Source organism: Blautia sp. JLR.GB0024, assembly GCF_037000545.1.
Classification (GTDB): domain Bacteria; phylum Bacillota; class Clostridia; order Lachnospirales; family Lachnospiraceae; genus Blautia; species Blautia celeris.
In genome coordinates this window covers 65,071-82,184 of record NZ_JBANBF010000009.1, presented here as the reverse complement: position 1 = coordinate 82,184, position 17,114 = coordinate 65,071, and the positions used below count along the sequence as shown (strand labels likewise).

The following is a 17,114-nucleotide window of genomic DNA, read 5'->3' as shown; positions in this document are numbered from 1 at the left end:
GGATATGACCCAGGAAGAGCGTTTGGATTATCTGATCCATTATTTATGTGAGGATTCCGTTCAGTACCGGGGCCTGCGGGTGGAAAAGGCAGAACGGCGCGCCACACTGCGTTCACTCATGAACATCCGTATGCCGGGTCACGTCTCGGCGGAATTTCTGGAAATACAGGATGCTTTTCTGCAGAAGGAGGCTTGGGAGAAGGGGATTGTGGATGTGGAGCACATTCCCACGATTCGTGAGGCATACGGCATAACCGGACAGAACAGCACCAGAATATCCCTGTGGCAGGGGGATATCACCAGATTATCCGTGGATGCCATTGTAAACGCTGCCAATTCCCGGATGCTGGGGTGCTTTGTTCCCTGCCACGGGTGCATCGATAATGCCATACACTCTGCGGCAGGTATAGAACTGCGGGAGGAATGCAGCAGGCTTATGGAGAGAAAGGGGCATGAGGAGGCCACCGGAGAGGCAGAGATCACAGGAGCATACAACCTGCCTTGTAAATATGTTCTGCATACAGTGGGCCCCATTGTCTATGAGAACCTTACAAAACACCACTGCCGGCAGCTCGCATCCTGCTACAAATCCTGTCTCAGTCTGGCTGAGGAGAAGGGCCTTAAAAGCGTAGCTTTCTGCTGTATATCCACCGGGGAATTTCATTTCCCCAACCATAAGGCCGCGGAGATCGCAGTGAAGACCGTGGGAGAGTGGCTGGGGCACAGCGGGATGGAGAGGGTGGTGTTTAATGTGTTTAAGGATGAGGATTTAAGGATATATGAAGAGATTTTGAAAACATTATAATTTCCAGCATGACGGAACCGTCTGCCTGATACAGGGCAGGCGGTTTTTGTGTGCGTGTATAAGATTTCATGCGATATAGGGGGAATTACTTAGTTGTCAAAAACTTCTATAAACTTTTTCTTACTATACGAAAGAAAGATTATATAATATAATTTTTTTAGATAAAAGATTTAACAATTTTTGATGCGCATCAGAATTATTAAATAATGAAATGGACAAAAAAAACTATACCAGGTACGAACAAGGAGAAAAGGTATGAAAAAAAGATTAAGTATGCTGCTTGCAGCCAGTGCAGCAGTCAGCCTTCTGTTGGCAGGATGCGGTGGGGATTCTGCATCCGAAGATAAAAATTCAGAAGAAAAAGTCAATACAGAGAGCAATGATACGCAGAAAAAAGAGGAGGAAGAAAAAGAATCAGGGGAGACAGCCAAAATTACGTTCTGGGATATGATGTGGGGAGAAGCAGGTGTGTACGATGTGGCCGCGGAAGCACTGGTGGACCAGTACAACCAGGAAAATCCCAATGTGAAAGTAGAATATCAGAGTGTGCCCTGGGATAACTACTATCAGACATTTTTGACGGCGATCACCAGCGGAACAGGGCCGGATGTAGCCACGGCAGGATCTCAGACTCCAATGCAGTTTGCGACCATGGGGGAAATCATGCCGCTTACCCCTATTGTAGAAAAATGGCAGAGCGAAAAGGATCCGATCCTGGATGATATGATGGAGGGGATACTGGAAACAAACAAACTTGAAGACGAGTATATTGCGCTTCCCTGGCAGTGTGATACAAGGATTTTTACATATCGGACGGATATGTTCAAGGAGGCAGGAATTGAGAAACTTCCGTCTACATGGGAGGAATTACTGGATGTGCTTCGCACGCTGAAGGAGAAAAATCCAGATGTCTTTCCGCTTGTGACAGCCGGGGATTTGGGCGGAGCACAGAACATTATGATGTATCTGACCGTGGGAAATAATGTGGGTCCCGTAACAGCAGACGCCAAATCAGATTTTACTTCACCTAAGATGCAGGAATGTTTGGAGTTTGTTGCAGCCCTTATGGATGAAGAGCTGATTCCGGAAGCAACCATCAGCTACAAAGATGCAGATGCGCAGAAACTTTTCTATTCCGGTCAGGCTGCCATTTTTTATGGGGCACCTGTTATAGGATTTTTTGAGGATGAAAATCTGAAAGATAATCTGGACATTCTTGATCCCCTGCAGGGACCGTCAGCGGACAAACCGCAGACTGTGTACTGGGCAAACAGTATAGCGGCATATAACAAAGACTCTGAAAATGCGCAGGCAACCCTGGACTTTGTGGAGTGGTGGGTAAAAAATTCAAAGACATTGTTCACAGAGGGGAAATGCGGCAAAACGCCGGTACTGAAATCTATCACAACAGATCCTTACTATGATAACGCAGTATTAGAAAAGCTTGTTAATGAAAAGATCATGCCTACCTTTGTACATGCGACAGAACCGATCCAGAATTTCTATCCTGCATTTGGACAGATCAACGGGGAACGTTATCTGGGAAATGCGGCACAAAAGGTTCTGAGCGGCAGACGGGATTATGAGGCAATCCTGGAAGAGGACAATGGAAATGTGGAAGCAGCGCTGGAGCTGCAGGCAGAATAGCAGACATTTTAGGGGCTGCCCACAGAAGATTTTCTGTAGGCAGCCTTTCGTAAAGGGAGTATAACTATGCAGAAAAAGAAAAAATCCAAACGCCTTGGTTATCTTATGCTTTTGCCCGCACTGGCAGTGATCCTGCTGATTCAGATCTATCCGTTTCTGGATGGTTTTAAGCTGAGCTTTACTAACAGCAATCTGTTAAGCCCGGGAAAAGAAAAATTCATAGGGGTGCAGAATTATATTGATATTCTCACAAAAGATAAAGAGTTCTACAGTTCACTGTCGTTCTCCTTTATCTACGCTATTTCTATTGTTGTATTCAGCTATGTCCTGGGAATGCTGATCGCAGCACTTTTGAATATGAATATGAAAGGGCGGGGAATTTACCGTGCAGTCATACTGATGCCCTGGGTCATCGCGCCTATGGTAATGGCTGCAAACTGGCTCTGGCTGTTAAATGACCAATTCGGCTTGATAAACCATGTGCTCATGGAGCTGAAGATAATTGAGAAACCCATTTTGTTTTTGACGACCAGGTATATGTCACGCTTTACAGTTACCATGATAGGGGTATGGAAAAACCTGCCCTTTATGACGATCACGCTGCTGGCAGGAATGCAGGGAATCCCGGGAGAATTATATGAGGCAGCCAGAATTGACGGCGGCGGGAAGATAAAAAGCTTTTTTTACATAACACTTCCGTCCCTTCGTTCCGTGTCAAAAGTGTCAGTCACCCTGCTGCTCATCTGGGCTTTTAATGGGTTTGAGAACATCTTTCTGCTCACAGAAGGGGGGCCTTCCGGCAATACTATGGTGCTTCCCATATACGCGTATAACACAGCATTTTTCAGATCAAAGATGGGGTACGCATCTGCGGCATCCGTATTAATGCTTCTGTGCATGATAGTGCTGTGTCTGATCAATCAAAAATTCAGCAGGAATAACGAATAGGAGGCGGCAGAATGAAAAGGGCAATTTCAAGGATGATCATGTATCTGGTAACATTTGCAGTGTGCTTTTTGCTGGCACTGCCTGTTATCTCCATGTTCGGGACTTCTCTGAAAACAAAGACAATGGCTATGAGTGATCTGGGGATGTTTCCCAAATTTCAGGACGTGTATCTGGGAAATTTCAGCAAGGTACTTCATGTGGAATCCTTTGTAAAAAGTATTTTCAACAGTATATTTGTATCGGTTGTGGCCATGATTTTCTGCGTATTGATCGCCGCGTTTGCGGGATATGCGATTTCAAGATTTAAGGGGAAGATTTTCAGTGGATTTATAGGGCTTCTTCTTGTACTGCAGATGCTGCCCATGATGCTGACACTGATACCAATGTTCATGATATACAAAGGACTGGGGCTGAATAATACCCATGCCGGGCTGATCGTGGCATATATCTCATTTTCACTGACATTTGCTATCTGGCTGCTGAAAGGGTTCTTTGATTCGGTGCCCATGGAATTGGAGGAATCCGGTCTGATTGACGGATGCAGCCAGTTTCAGGCATTTATCAGGATCATCCTGCCTATATCAAAGCCGGGATTGGCAACAGTAGCGATTTTTACGTTTGTCCGTTCCTGGAATGAGTATATGATGGCAAGGATACTGATCCAGACAGACGAACTGAAAACCATCAACCTGGCACTGCAGAAATTCGTACAGGAGAACCTGGTTGACTGGTCACTGCTTTCCGCCGGTGCAGTGATAGCCACAGTGCCGACTCTTTTATTTCTTCTGTTCGCACAGAAATATCTGGTACAGGGCCTGATGGCCGGGGCGGTTAAGGGATAAGGAGGACGCAGGGCAGAATGAAAGAGCATTGGAAAAAATTTGTCAACAGAATGATCAGAATAGTGCGCCGGCTGGGGCTGCAGAAACGATTTCTGCTGCTTGTGGTTTTTGCGGTCATATTTCCTCTGCTTTTTCTGGAAACAGCAACATTTTTTTCCGTGCGCAGAGTCTTTCAGTTGAGTAATTACGAGAATATGCAGCAGGAATTGGACTCTTATAATGTGCTGGTGAACAACCGTCTCAGGGAATACAGTTCTGTGGGAAATAAAATCGCTACCAGCCTGTATACCATCAAGATGCTGGAGAAAACATCAAGTGATAAACAATTGGATGATTTTATACAGACAAATGAGTATTATAAATTTTTGGACGAATGGGCCGGTGAGCTGGAAGATTATATAGCTGTGGAAGTTATAAATAAAAGAGGATTTATAGCCTACAAGCCATATCAGTTCACGGACAGCCGCCTGGAAGAGAGTGTGCTCTTTTCCCATATCATGAGTCTGGAGGAAAGGCAGGTGTGGCTCGGGGCATTCAAATGGGAGAATACGGATAAGTATTCCTCTCCTCCCAGCAGGAAAAACCTGCAGTACCCGCTGATCATATCCACCAAAGTAAAGGGCGCGTATTCCTCAGACTATCTGGGATGCGTAAATCTGTATATCGATCAGTTTCTGCTGTCAGATTTATTGTCAGAGGTTTTGAATTACAGAGAAAAAACAAGTTCACTGTTTTCGGAGGAAGAACTGTTTTTTATTGACAGAAGCGGCAAGATCGTTTCCCATAAAGATCCCGGACAGATTGGGACTTATATTGAAAAGGAGCTGAAAGAAAATTTAAAGCAGAATAAGATTGATCAACCGGAATCTAAAGTCGTGTTTCTGAATGGGGGCAGGGAGAAAAAACTTGTATTCTATTCGGAATCCAAATTAACCGGCATGCGCATGGTGGCACTGGTGGATTATAAGGAGTTCTATCAGGTGATCAACCAGATATTTAAAATGATGGTATTTTTCAGTGTACTTGTACTGGTGGTAGCAGGGATTGTGTCCTGGCTGTATTTTATCAGTATTAAAAAACCGATCAATCAGATTGTTGCAGGTATGAAGCAGGTAGAGAAGAATAATTTCTCTGTTGTGGTGGAGGATGAGGGAAAAGACGAGTTAAATTATCTTACCCAGAGATTTAATAAGATGGTTAACCGGACCGGAGAACTGATAGACCAGAAGATCAGCATGGAGACCGAGAAGAAAGATGCAGAACTGCGCGTATTGGAGGAACAGATCAATCCGCATTTTCTCTATAATACACTGGATATGATCAACTGGATCGCATTTGAGCGCAACGATGAAAAAACATGTCATATTATAGAATCCCTTTCTGAGTTCTACCGGACGGGGCTTAACTCCGGGGAACGGATATACACCGTCAGACAAGAGATCACACATGTAAGCGCTTATATTGAGATTCAGAAAGAACGTTATCAGGGAAAAATAAAATATCATTTCGATATTCAGGAAGAGACCTACCCATATGAAATGGTAAAAGTTGCGCTGCAGCCTCTTGTGGAAAATGCTATTGTCCACGGAATCATTCCCAAGGGAAGCAAGGGGAATATCTGGATCGCGGTGAAGATGGAAAACCATGAAATTCTTTTTCGGGTGGCCGATGACGGACAGGGACTTTCGGAAAAACAGACCATGGAAAAGAAAAGCGGAAGATCCAGTTATGGCCTGCGAAATGTAGATGCCAGAATCAAGATGTACTTTGGTGAGGATTATGGGGTCAGACTTGAACCGGGGGAAAATGGGAACGGCGCTGTATCCGTTATCAGGATTCCCGCAAGGATGGGAGGAGACGGAAATGAAGATCTTATTGGTGGATGATGAGTACTATATTCTGAACGGTTTATATCAGTTGATCCATGCACGTTTTCCCGAACTGGAGATTTTTACGGGAGACTATGTGACAAAAGCAAGAGAAATTCTGTACCGGGAAGAACCTGATATTTTGATCACGGATATCAGAATAGCGGAAGAGAACGGCCTTGATTTTATAAAAAGCATTAAGACAGATTTTCCCCATATGCATGTGTATATTATCAGCGGCTACAGTGAGTTTGAATATGCGAAAACGGCCATTGAGTTAAATGTGAGATATTATATTTTAAAGCCTATAAATCAAAAGAAAGTCGTCGAACTTGTGAGGCAGTCCATAGACCAGATCGCAGAGGAGAAAATCCGCAGGGAAGATGAAAAAAAGACACTGATGCTGGCAAAGAAAAAAGTGGTTTTGGACATGATCTTTGAGGGCGGCTGTTCCGCAGAACTGCAGGTGGAAATCCGGCGGCTTGGCCTGGCCTCACTGTTTGCCGGATACCGTGTGGTCAATATCAGCATAAAGGAATATTGGACGATTGCCACATACTCCCGTTCGGTACAGTTATCTAATCTGAAGATGTTTATACGCAGAAAGCTGGATGACATTTTAGGTGAGGCGGCAGGCAGCCGCTATCTGTGTATCGAAGATGAAACGGGAAATTACACACTGATCACAGGTATGCAGGATGAGCTGTTAGAAGCAGTTCTGGAACAGATTTATTCTGTGCTTTATGAGGATTTTAAGCTTTATACGGAATTTCAGATAAGCAGTTTATATGAGGGAGAATTGAGTTTTTATGCGGCTTACTGCGAATCCAGGGGAATAGGTACGAAGGCATCCAGAGTACTTTTTTACAGCGGCAGTGACAGCAGAATCGTCAAGGAGCTGGAAAAGATCAGATACAAGGCTGTAGATACTATGGAGCAGGAAAACTATATCCAGCTTGCCTCCCTGATAGAGCTTATGATAGTTCGTTTCAGCAGGGAATACGCAGAAAACCGAGTGGTGCAGAACTTTTCCAGAGAGCTGTACAGGGATATTGTAAGTTATCTCAAAGCAAAAATGACAGAATCGGATATACAAATTAATGACGGGCCGGAAGACTTTATTACGGATAATGATGAAACAAAGCTTGTAAATGCATACACGGCATTGGCGGAATGTCTGCGGACATGCCAGCAGCAGATGAATACCCGGAAAAACCGGGAGATGATTAAAAAGGTGATCGCTTATATGGAGGGAGACATCAGTTGTGTATCCCTAGACAGTGCCGCGGAACATGTGAATACAACACCCATATACCTCAGCATTATATTTAAGGAAGTGGAGGGAATCCATTTCAAAGAGTGTCTTATTCAAAAGAAAATAGAGAAGGCAAAAAGGCTTCTGGAAGATACGGAACTGCGTATCTATGAAATCGGTGCACTTGTGGGTTATGCGGATATAAAGTATTTCAGCAAAATGTTCAAACGTTATATCGGTATTACCCCTCAGGAGTACAGAAACCAATTTGATGAGAAAAAGGAGGATGAAAGCAGATGAAAACAGGGGTTTTTACAGTGAGTATGCCGGAATACAGTCCAAAGGAGGCTGTTAGGATATTAAAAGAACTGGGGTATGATGGAGTGGAGTGGCGGGTCGCGCCGTTACCGGACAAAAAGAAAGAAAATATTGCTTATGAGGACAGATACTGGCAGGATAATCAATGTACATTAGATTTAGAGACGATAGAGGAAACAGCAGAGATCATAAAACAGATATGTGCGGAGCAGCAAATCGCTGTATTTGGACTTACCACTTATTTGAAGCCCCATGAGCACAAACAGATAGAGAAGGTTCTGCGGGCTGCAGACATAATGGGGTGCAGGCAGGTTCGTGTATTTACACCGGATTATGATGAGACAAGGAACTATGAAGAGTTGTTTCAGGAGGCCAGAGAGAATGTTAAAATGCTGGAGACACTGGCACATAAATACAAGGTAAAGATTGTATTTGAAATCCATATGGACAATATTCTGGCCAGCGCAAGTGCAGCGCACCGGCTTCTGTGCGGATGCAGACCTGAGGATATGGGGGTCATTTATGACCCGGGAAACCTGGTATATGAGGGGTATGAAAATTATAAGAAAGCATTTGAAATGCTGGGGGATTACATTGCCCATATACATATTAAAAACGGAATGCTGAAACCGGAAGGAACAGATGAAAACGGTGTGCGGCAGTGGAAAAGAAGCTGGACACCATTGAAAGAGGGGAGTGCGGACCTTAAGAAATTGTTTCGTGTGATGAAAGAGATGAATTATCAGGGAAACATATCCGTGGAGGACTTTTCAAATGAAGAAAGTACATACGATAAGCTGAGGCATAATCTGGAATACCTGCATTGGCTTATGGATGTAGAGAAGGACTGATATATGAAATATGAAAAAATTTCAGGGTTTACAGACGAAATCAGCAGTCATCTGGAACAGCAGCTTATAGAAGCCGGCAGGACAGGGATATCTTATCTGGCATTACGGAATATAGACGGGAAAAACATCTGCAGCTATACACCCGGGGAGATTAAAAGGACAGTGCTGCCATTACTGAAAAAATATAAGATGAGAGTTTCATCCCTGGGTTCCCCGCTTGGAAAAATACCAATCTGTGACGAGGAAGCGTTTGCAGAACAGATGCTGCAGGCGGAAAATGCGGCACATATAGCAGAGATATTGGAATGCAGTTATGTGAGGATATTCAGTTTTTACATTCCCACAGGAGATTCCCATTCCATGTGGAGTGAATGTGCTGCAGATAAGGTAGGCAGGCTGGCAGAGGTATTAGGCAGGTATGGAATCAAAGCCCTGCATGAAAATGAAAAAGAAATATTCGGAGATACAAAAGAACATTGTCTGGAATTATTTGAAAAGGTGAACAGTCCTTTTTTGCAGGCAGCTTTTGACTTTGCCAATTTTGTGCAGTGTAAAGAGGAACCGTTAAAAGCATACCGGATGCTGGAACCATATGTGGCCTATTTCCATATCAAAGATGCATTGTCTGAAAATGGTGATACGGTTGTCTGCGGGCAGGGAGATGGCTGTATGGAAACGATTTTGGGGGATGCATTTGGGAAAGGGTACAACGGATTCCTTACATTGGAACCTCATCTTACAAGATTTGAAGGGCTGGAATTATTGGAGCGCAGAGCGGTAAAGGAAATAATCCGGGAAAACAGGGCAGAAGACGGAGCGGAAGCATTTCACATGCAGTATAATGCACTGAATCATATCCTGGAGAGAATTGACAGAAGGAAGAAGAACGGGGGAAAAGATTATGAGAGCTGATAAAATATGTGCTTATGAAAAGGGGAAAGTCAGGCTGGAGAGCTGTGAGGTGAAGCCCCCCGGTGAGAACGAAGTGCTCATTAAAACGTTGTTCAGCACGATCTCTCCGGGCACAGAGCTTGCATGGCTGAACCATATGGAAAATACGCCGGGCGAATATCCCTATTATCCCGGTTACAGCTGCTGCGGCCGTATAGAGGAAGCCGGCAGCGGTGTCCGCGGTCTGGCAGCAGGTGATTTGGTGGTGTGTAATCAAATACATTGTTCACGATTCACCGCCGACGCGCAAAAATGCACAAAAATACCGGAAAAGATAAATCCCCGGGAAGCGTCCGCATTCAGACTGGCCTCTATTTCCCTGCAGGGAATCAGAAAGGCAGATATTCAATTGGGGGATAAAGTGGCAGTTCTGGGCCTTGGGCCTATTGGAAATCTGGCGGCACAGCTTGGATTCTGTGCAGGGGCGGGCAGTGTGACAGGTTTTGATTTTGTGGAGTGGAGGCGTGTGCTGGCAAAGAAATGCGGGATTTTGAGGACAGAGGAAAATGGGGAGGACGAAGCATTCGACAGTGTTTTTGATGTTGTGATCGAAGCTACCGGAGTTCCCCAGGCTGTTAATACAGCACTTAAAATGGTGAAACCACTTGGACGTGTAGTCCTTCTGGGGTCCACAAGGGGAAATACGGACGGCGTCAATTTTTATCGTGATGTACACAGGAAAGGAATCGCTGTCATCGGAGCTCACGAAATGCATAGGGCACAGGATGAGAGGGATCAGTTCGGACATTTTAGAAGTCATCAGAGAGATGAGGAGACGATCATAGATCTTCTTGCACAGAGGAGAATTGTACTGGAACCGCTCATCAGCGAGAACGCTGCTCCTGAATGTGCGCAGACGATTTATGACAGACTGCTCAGTAAAAAAGATCCGCTGATGCTGGCTGCATTTTGCTGGTGCAGGGAATAGGAGGTATCCATGGAGAAGCTTGGATTTGGTGTTATCGGGTGTGGGTTTATAGGGATGCTCCATGCAGGTGTGATTGCCGCATTGGATGGGGCTTATCTGGCAGCGGTGGCAGATAGTGATGCGGAAAAAACAGAGGAGGCAGTTAGAAAATGGGGCTGCAGAAGTTACAAGGACTACCATGAGATGTTACGGGACCCGGATGTCGCAGTGGTTTCTGTCTGTCTGCCTTCGGGGATGCACAGCAGTGTCACCATAGAGGCAGCCAGGGACGGGAAACATGTCATCTGTGAAAAGCCCATAGATATTCATGTGGAACGAGCACAGGAGATGGTGGATACCTGCAGGGAATGCGGAGTAGAACTTGGGGTTATTATGCAGCATCGTTTTGATAAGCCCATAGTTTTACTCAAACAGGCGGCGGCAGAGGGAAAACTCGGCAAGCTGCTATGGGGAGCATCAAGAACAATCTGGTACAGAGACGAGGAATATTTTTCAAATCCATGGAGAGGCACCTGGGAATTTGACGGGGGAGGTTCTCTTATGAACCAGTCCATCCATTATATTGACCTGCTGCTTGATATTTTCGGGAAAGTGAAAAGTGTGAACGGAAAGTGCAGACGCCTGCTTCATCAGGAAATCGAGACAGAAGATGTGGGGATAGCTAATCTTGAATTTGCAAACGGCTGTCTTGGAACTGTGGAGGGAACGACAACTGCTTATCCGGGATTGTACGCGGAACTGGCTGTTTTTGCTGAAAAGGGCACAGTTATCATAAGGAACGATGAACTGTTGTTTTATCAGCTGAAAGACGGGGAAAGCAAGGCGTTCAGCTGTCTGCTGAATCCTGCAAAAGCAAATACACTGCATCAGGACGCAGCCATTTCCACAGATTCACACGAACGTCAGTACCGGGATTTTGTACAGGCTGTCACAGAGGGCAGAAAGCCTCTGGTAACAGGAGAGGATGCCCTGGAGAGCCTGAAATTGATAAAAGCCATCTATGAATCGTCAGAACAGGGCAGAGAAATTTATCTGTGACGGTAAAGGGACTGCAGGCACAGCCTGGTGCGTGATGCGGATGCCGATTGCAGCGCCAAAGTATATTTCAGGGGCACTATGGGCATTCTGTAAGGGAATTCCATTTACCGTTTATGCAGATCACCGCCAAAATAATCCTTTGATATCTGAATAAAATCCAGTGCATAGGAGGTCAGATAAGCCCCCTTCCGATATGCGATAATGGTACGTGTAAAGGCATCCGGATCATGAAGGGAAAAGCAGACCGGCGGTGTAGAAAACGTCATGTTCTTAATGTAAGTCTCCGGTGCGAAACAGATTCCTTCATTTTGCTGCACCAGCAGGAGTGCAGCCTGGGTATTCCGGGTATAGAACGGAACCTTAGGCTCAATGCCGTATTTTTTCAGAAGCTGTTCCGTTATGGCGCCTGTATTCTGCTCCGGAAAATGCAGTATGAATTTTTCGCTGCCGAGCTGTGACAAATCCACCTTGGGATAAGGGCCATCCTGACAGACTTTACATTTGGCCTCTTTCGCCAGAGGATGTCGGGGGGAAACTGCCAGCAGGATTTCTTCCCGGCCCAGAGTTTCATATTCCAGCTTGGGGTGCAGGTTTCCGTCGCTGAAAATTGCAAAGTCAATCCGGCTGTCAGTGAGAAGACGCTCCTGGATCGCATATGTCTCCTCCAGAAAATTCAGACGGATGTTGGGATGTATCCGGCGAAATGCCGGCAGGATCCTGGGTATCATGCAGGAGCTGCGCATGAGGGGAAAGGCCACATTCAGTTCTCCGTCATTGAGAGAGCGCAGATCCGCAAGCTCCTTCTCCCAGTCATGAGTCAGTTCCAGTACGCCTGAGGCGTATTCCATATACCGCCTTCCCGCATAAGTGGGGATATAGCAGTTGTCAACTCTGCTGAACAGTTTGATGCCCAGTTCCCGCTCCAGCTTTCCCAGATGTTTGCTGAGGGTCGGCTGGGAAATAAAAAGCTCCTGGGCGGCTTTCGTCATATTCTGATGTTTGGCAATACAAAGCACATAGTTCAATTCGTGGATATTCATAGATTTCTCCTGACCTCTTCTCAGCGAATGGCTGGAATACCGGATGGTACAGCAAGGTACCGGGTCCTATGCCGGATATGGTTTTTGGGGGCACTATTCCACTTTGGAATAGAATTTATAGTTAAGATGAATTAGACTTCCGATTACGGTTATCATACAATGAAAATGGAAAAGAATCAAGGAGTTATACGATTGAGAAAGGCAGGAGAAAATCTATATGAAACAGTGGTTGGAAAAACAATTTAAATTATCAGAGTTTCATTCCAATGTCAGAACAGAGCTTCTGGCCGGTCTGACTACATTTGTGACCATGGCCTATGTTCTGGCAACAGTGCCCAACATGATGGAGTCCGCAGGACTGGACAAGCACGTAATGTTCACGGTGCTGATCTTACTGGTCATCCTTACAACCTGTGCGATGGCATTCTACACGAACCGGCCGTTTGCGCTTGCCCCGGGACTGGGCAGTGTGGGTATTGTGACAGCAATGATAGCTAACGACGGCATTGCGCCTGATGTGGCTTCCGGTGTTATTTTCTGGAGCGGCGTGCTGTTTATTGCAATCTCTTTTCTGGGACTCAGAGAAGCTGTAGTGAAAGTCATTCCCGTCAGTCTGAAACACGCGGTGAGTGCCGGCATCGGTCTGTTCATCGCGCTTTTAGGAGCGAAAAGCTGTGGTCTTATTATCGCAAATGAAGCGAAGAAAAGCCTGGGATTCGGTGACCTGACCGCTCCTACGGTTATTGTTGCAGTCATCGGTTTTGTGATCTTACTGGTACTTAAAACCAGAAACGTGCCGGGAGATATGATTCTGGCCATTGCCCTTACCACACTGGTGGGGATTCCCTTTGGCGTCACAAAAATGCCGGAAAGCCTGTTTACCATGCCGGCCAATATCAGCGGGCAGTTCCTGCATGTGGATTTCCTGGGCGCACTTAATTTTGCATATATTCCATTTTTGATCGCACTTTTTGTACCCGACTTTTTCTCTACTTTCGGAACCGTGCTGGGGGTTGGCGCAAAGGCGGGGTATCTGGATGAGGACGGCAATCTTCCGGGCATTGACAAATGCTTCAAGGTGGATGCAGTGGCTACCAGTTTCGGCGCTCTGTTCGGAATGCCCAGTATGACAACATACCTGGAGTCCTCTGCAGGCGTGGAGGCAGGAGGTAAGACAGGACTTTCCGTAGTGTTTACTTCTGTTTTCTTCGGGCTGGCCCTGTTCCTGGCTCCGATCGCGCTGATGATTCCCTCAGCAGCTACTGCGCCGGTGCTGATGTACATTGGAATCAATATGCTGGGAGCAATGAAAAACATCAAATTCCATGATTTTACAGAGGCATTTCCGTCCTTTGTATGTATTGCATTTACCATCTTCGGAAACAACATTGCCAACGGCATCTGCGCTGCCCTTCCCACCTATGTGGTGATGAAGATCTCAGCAGGAAAGATAAAAGAGATTCGTCCTGTCATGTGGGTGCTGGTGGCAGTCTGTCTGCTTTATTTCTACTCAATTGTGTAAGATGGGAGGTGCCCTGTGGAAAAGGCGGATTTACTCATAAAGAATACGAAAGTTTACAATTCCTACCTGAAATGCTTTATGCCGGCTGATGTATATGTGCAGGATGGAAGGATTTATTATGTGGATACCAGGCAGGAGAATGCGCTTTCTCCGGATGAGGTGCTGGACGGCAGCGGCTGTCTGATGCTGCCGGGGTTTATCGATATACACATGCATATTGAAAGCTCCATGATGACACCTGTTTCCTTTGGGGAACGGGCAGCCTCCTGCGGGGTTACCACGCTGGTGTCCGAGCCTCACGAGATTGCCAATGTCATGGGTGTGCAGGGAATCCATGAGATGATCAACGGGGCAAAAGATTCACCGATTGATATTTTCTACGGAATCCCCAGCAGTGTTCCCTCCACAAATGAAAGCCTGGAGACGACCGGAGGTGTCATCGGATTTGAGAAAATGAAGCACCTCATGAGGGAAGAAGGCGTTGTCTGTGTAGGGGAAATCATGAATTACCGCCAGATTGTCAAGGGGACTGAGATGGAGATCACAAAGTTTCTGGATTACCTTAGAGAGGAAGATCCGCAGGCTGTTATTGAGGGCCACTGCCCTTCTCTTGTCGGCCTGGATCTGGCGAAGTTCCTGTTCAGGGGAATTGACGGTGACCATACAGAGCACACCCTTGAGGAAATCAGACAGCGTTTTGAAAACGGCATGTTCGTGGAACTGCAGGAGAAAATGCTGAAACCGGAGATTTTGGATTATATTATAAAAAATAACCTCTTTGAGCATTGTTGTTTTGTCACGGATGACACTATGGCAGATGCCCTTCTGGAAAAAGGCCAGCTCAATTATATTGTGAAAAAGGCAGTAGAGATGGGATTTCCCCTTGAGGAAGCTGTTTACTGCGCCTCCTATACCCCGGCAAGACGTATGAATCTCAGGGACAGAGGCGCTTTGGCACCGGGGAGAAAGGCAGATTTCCAGCTTATCAGGGAACAGGCAGTCTCTGCCTTTGAACCGGATCGCGTGTTCAAGGACGGTAAGGAGATCTTTTGCAAAGGGGAGACAAAAAGGCAGCTAAAACGCTATGGTTTTCCCACTGAATTTTATCACTCCGTGCACCTTGATAAGATCGAAGCAGAAGACCTGGAACCGAAAGTACCAAAAAGCCGGGGAACCGTTAAAGTCCGTGTCATAGAGGTAAGAGACGGACGCACCCAGACAAGGGAAAAGCAGGTTCGGATGGAAGTGGAAAACGGTCATTTAAAATGGCAAAAAAGCGGCTGCGTGCTGGCAGTTGTGCTGGAACGCCATGGCAAAAACGGTAATATAGGGTACGGATTCGTGACCGGAAACTGTCTGAAACGCGGTGCGGCGGCCACCACATATTACCATGACCATCACAATCTCATGGTGATTGGTGCTGATCCGGAGGATATGCTCATAGCAGCAAGACGGCTGATAGAGCTGCAGGGCGGCATCTGTACTGCCGAAAACGGGCAGATAACAGCAGAACTGCCTCTCCCTGTATGCGGCATTCTTTCAGAGCTTCCGGCGGATGATATCGGAAGAATGCTGGGTGATGTGAGAAGGAGCCTGGAGAATCTGGGATATGAACACTACAATCCAATTATGTCCCTGTGTACCCTGGGCCTGCCGGTCAGCCCGGCTCTGAAGCTGACAGACTGCGGGCTGATCGATGTGGAAAAAGGGGCAGTGGTGCCTCTGGTCATAGAGGAATCATGACAGTCAGAACTGCATGAAATACAACTGAAAAATACCTGTCCTGTCCGCAAACGGGGCGGGTATTTCTGCGTTCGGAAAATTTTCCAGCAGACAATTTAACCCTCCGTAGTGACTTTTTTTCTCCGCAATGTTATAGTGATAGAAACAGGTACAGGAGGAAAAATGAATGAATATATTAGTATTAAACGGCAGTCCCCGCAAAAAGGGAAATACAGAGATCATGGCAGATGCCTTCATAAAAGGAGCATTGGAACAGGGACATCAGGTGGAAAAAGTAAACCTCGGGCATATGAAAATCGCCCCCTGTCTGGCCTGTGAATTCTGTTTTACACATAACGGAGTGTGTGTGCAGAAGGATGATATGGCAGAGATACTGGACAAAGTAGACAATGCGGATATGATTGTTTTTGCGTCCCCCATTTACTGGTTTTCCATCAGTGCACAGTTAAAGGCAGCCATAGACAGACTCTACGCCAGGGCAAAAAAGGGATTCAATATCCGCTATGCAGCGCTGCTTTTGGATTCCGCTTCCGATGGTGTTTACCGCTCTGCGGTTGCTGCTTATGAGGATACCTGTTCCTATCTGCGCTGGGAAAATAAAGGGATTCTGACCGTTCCCGGGATGGATGCAAAAGGCGATATGGAACATTCCGACGGTGTGGAAAAAGCATACCGGTTAGGAAAATCCCTGGTGTCAGAATAGCGGAAAGGCGGGTGCTTTTACATATGGAAAAAGGAAAAGCTCTGGTTATCGGTATTGCCGGAGGCAGTGCGTCAGGCAAAACCACACTGTGTAATAAACTGGCAGAGATATTGGAAAAGGAAAGCCCAAAAGTCTTTCATATGGATGAGTATTTCAAACCGGAAGAGCTGCGGCCGAGGGTCCGTGCTCTGACAGGAGACAGAGAATATGTGGATGATAACCATCCGGATACCATGTATCTGCAGCAGCTATACGAGGATATCATAAGAGAAAGAGACTGCGGCAAAACAAGGATCATCCTGGTGGAAGGCCTGCTGACCCTCTATGATGATGCCATCTGCAGCCTGCTGGATCTGAAGCTTTTTGTGGACTGCCGGGCGGACGAACGGATTCTCAGGAGATTAAAACGCAATATGCAGAACGGCCTTTCCCGTGAAGAAATCACGGATGTATATCTGGATACAGTGCGATACCGCCATGACCAGTATGTAGAGCCGTCAAAATGGAGGGCGGATCTTATCTTGAACGGAGCCACTCCTTCTCGGACAGCGATGGATATGATCGTTGATTACATAAGAAAATATGTATAATGAAGACTGCCTTCTGAATGTGGAGTTTCAGAAGGCAGTATATTTAATCTCTATTTTTATTTCTT

15 protein-coding genes are annotated in these 17,114 nt (G+C 46.1%); 14 read left to right on the top strand and 1 reads right to left on the bottom strand.

Annotation, left to right across the window (positions count from 1 at the left end; all coding sequences use genetic code 11):
- The first annotated feature begins 4 nt into the window (after positions 1-4).
- The 10 genes from V8Q34_RS18850 to V8Q34_RS18805 all read left to right on the top strand — a co-directional run bounded on the left by V8Q34_RS18850 (position 5) and on the right by V8Q34_RS18805 (position 11,451).
- Positions 5-805, top strand: coding sequence for a protein-ADP-ribose hydrolase (locus V8Q34_RS18850; protein WP_054352851.1), 801 nt, complete (start codon positions 5-7; stop codon positions 803-805).
- A 255-nt stretch (positions 806-1,060) separates the two neighbouring features.
- Positions 1,061-2,452 carry an ABC transporter substrate-binding protein gene (locus V8Q34_RS18845; protein WP_335836101.1) on the top strand — a complete coding sequence of 464 codons (1,392 nt, stop codon included), beginning with the start codon at positions 1,061-1,063 and terminating at the stop codon, positions 2,450-2,452.
- Positions 2,453-2,518: 66 nt separating this feature from the next.
- On the top strand, positions 2,519-3,400 hold the full coding sequence (locus tag V8Q34_RS18840) for a carbohydrate ABC transporter permease (RefSeq protein WP_225305258.1): 882 nt from the start codon (positions 2,519-2,521) through the stop codon (positions 3,398-3,400).
- 11 nt (positions 3,401-3,411) lie between these two features.
- Positions 3,412-4,242, top strand: coding sequence for a carbohydrate ABC transporter permease (locus tag V8Q34_RS18835; RefSeq protein ID WP_033140768.1), 831 nt, complete (start codon positions 3,412-3,414; stop codon positions 4,240-4,242).
- Positions 4,243-4,259: 17 nt separating this feature from the next.
- Complete coding sequence (locus V8Q34_RS18830; RefSeq protein WP_033140769.1) at positions 4,260-6,128, top strand: cache domain-containing sensor histidine kinase; 1,869 nt, start codon at positions 4,260-4,262, stop codon at positions 6,126-6,128.
- Positions 6,106-7,665: a response regulator transcription factor gene (locus tag V8Q34_RS18825; protein WP_256139666.1), complete on the top strand. Its 1,560-nt coding sequence runs from the start codon at positions 6,106-6,108 to the stop codon at positions 7,663-7,665. Before V8Q34_RS18830 ends, V8Q34_RS18825 begins: the two co-directional genes overlap by 23 nt.
- On the top strand, positions 7,662-8,534 hold the full coding sequence (locus V8Q34_RS18820; RefSeq protein ID WP_054352832.1) for a sugar phosphate isomerase/epimerase family protein: 873 nt from the start codon (positions 7,662-7,664) through the stop codon (positions 8,532-8,534). The genes V8Q34_RS18825 and V8Q34_RS18820 overlap by 4 nt, the downstream gene beginning before the upstream one ends.
- A 3-nt stretch (positions 8,535-8,537) precedes the next feature.
- Entirely contained in the window at positions 8,538-9,446 is a 909-nt protein-coding gene (locus tag V8Q34_RS18815) for a sugar phosphate isomerase/epimerase family protein (protein WP_103732108.1), read from the top strand.
- The gene (locus tag V8Q34_RS18810) at positions 9,436-10,413 is read left to right on the top strand and encodes a zinc-dependent alcohol dehydrogenase (RefSeq protein WP_227211252.1); all 978 of its coding nucleotides are present in this window, start codon (positions 9,436-9,438) and stop codon (positions 10,411-10,413) included. Before V8Q34_RS18815 ends, V8Q34_RS18810 begins: the two co-directional genes overlap by 11 nt.
- A gap of 9 nt (positions 10,414-10,422) precedes the next feature.
- A complete protein-coding gene (locus V8Q34_RS18805; protein ID WP_335836100.1) occupies positions 10,423-11,451 on the top strand; it encodes a Gfo/Idh/MocA family protein in 1,029 nt (342 codons plus the stop codon).
- Positions 11,452-11,555: 104 nt separating this feature from the next.
- On the opposite strand, the gene V8Q34_RS18800 is transcribed toward V8Q34_RS18805, so the two are convergent.
- On the bottom strand, positions 11,556-12,491 hold the full coding sequence (locus V8Q34_RS18800) for a LysR family transcriptional regulator (protein WP_227211249.1): 936 nt from the start codon (positions 12,489-12,491) through the stop codon (positions 11,556-11,558).
- Positions 12,492-12,708: 217 nt separating this feature from the next.
- Here V8Q34_RS18800 and V8Q34_RS18795 point away from each other — a divergent pair, with 217 nt between their 5' ends.
- From V8Q34_RS18795 to V8Q34_RS18780, 4 genes are all read left to right on the top strand, one after another.
- Complete coding sequence (locus V8Q34_RS18795) at positions 12,709-14,013, top strand: NCS2 family permease (protein ID WP_033140776.1); 1,305 nt, start codon at positions 12,709-12,711, stop codon at positions 14,011-14,013.
- A gap of 15 nt (positions 14,014-14,028) precedes the next feature.
- On the top strand, positions 14,029-15,756 hold the full coding sequence (locus tag V8Q34_RS18790; RefSeq protein WP_335836099.1) for an adenine deaminase C-terminal domain-containing protein: 1,728 nt from the start codon (positions 14,029-14,031) through the stop codon (positions 15,754-15,756).
- Between the two features lie 166 nt (positions 15,757-15,922).
- Positions 15,923-16,459 (top strand): flavodoxin family protein, encoded by a 537-nt coding sequence (locus V8Q34_RS18785; protein ID WP_033140778.1) that lies wholly within the window; start codon positions 15,923-15,925, stop codon positions 16,457-16,459.
- A gap of 23 nt (positions 16,460-16,482) precedes the next feature.
- Positions 16,483-17,049, top strand: coding sequence for a uridine kinase family protein (locus V8Q34_RS18780; RefSeq protein ID WP_033140779.1), 567 nt, complete (start codon positions 16,483-16,485; stop codon positions 17,047-17,049).
- Positions 17,050-17,114: the final 65 nt, after the last annotated feature.

What these genes read in the sequence shown, in the direction of transcription:
- V8Q34_RS18850 (WP_054352851.1), top strand. Translation starts at nt 5, where the DNA reads ATGACCCAGGAAGAGCGTTTGGATTATCTGATCCATTATTTATGTGAG.
- V8Q34_RS18845 (WP_335836101.1), top strand. Translation starts at nt 1,061, where the DNA reads ATGAAAAAAAGATTAAGTATGCTGCTTGCAGCCAGTGCAGCAGTCAGC.
- V8Q34_RS18840 (WP_225305258.1), top strand. Translation starts at nt 2,519, where the DNA reads ATGCAGAAAAAGAAAAAATCCAAACGCCTTGGTTATCTTATGCTTTTG.
- V8Q34_RS18835 (WP_033140768.1), top strand. Translation starts at nt 3,412, where the DNA reads ATGAAAAGGGCAATTTCAAGGATGATCATGTATCTGGTAACATTTGCA.
- V8Q34_RS18830 (WP_033140769.1), top strand. Translation starts at nt 4,260, where the DNA reads ATGAAAGAGCATTGGAAAAAATTTGTCAACAGAATGATCAGAATAGTG.
- V8Q34_RS18825 (WP_256139666.1), top strand. Translation starts at nt 6,106, where the DNA reads ATGAAGATCTTATTGGTGGATGATGAGTACTATATTCTGAACGGTTTA.
- V8Q34_RS18820 (WP_054352832.1), top strand. Translation starts at nt 7,662, where the DNA reads ATGAAAACAGGGGTTTTTACAGTGAGTATGCCGGAATACAGTCCAAAG.
- V8Q34_RS18815 (WP_103732108.1), top strand. Translation starts at nt 8,538, where the DNA reads ATGAAATATGAAAAAATTTCAGGGTTTACAGACGAAATCAGCAGTCAT.
- V8Q34_RS18810 (WP_227211252.1), top strand. Translation starts at nt 9,436, where the DNA reads ATGAGAGCTGATAAAATATGTGCTTATGAAAAGGGGAAAGTCAGGCTG.
- V8Q34_RS18805 (WP_335836100.1), top strand. Translation starts at nt 10,423, where the DNA reads ATGGAGAAGCTTGGATTTGGTGTTATCGGGTGTGGGTTTATAGGGATG.
- V8Q34_RS18800 (WP_227211249.1), bottom strand. Translation starts at nt 12,491, where the DNA reads ATGAATATCCACGAATTGAACTATGTGCTTTGTATTGCCAAACATCAG.
- V8Q34_RS18795 (WP_033140776.1), top strand. Translation starts at nt 12,709, where the DNA reads ATGAAACAGTGGTTGGAAAAACAATTTAAATTATCAGAGTTTCATTCC.
- V8Q34_RS18785 (WP_033140778.1), top strand. Translation starts at nt 15,923, where the DNA reads ATGAATATATTAGTATTAAACGGCAGTCCCCGCAAAAAGGGAAATACA.
- V8Q34_RS18780 (WP_033140779.1), top strand. Translation starts at nt 16,483, where the DNA reads ATGGAAAAAGGAAAAGCTCTGGTTATCGGTATTGCCGGAGGCAGTGCG.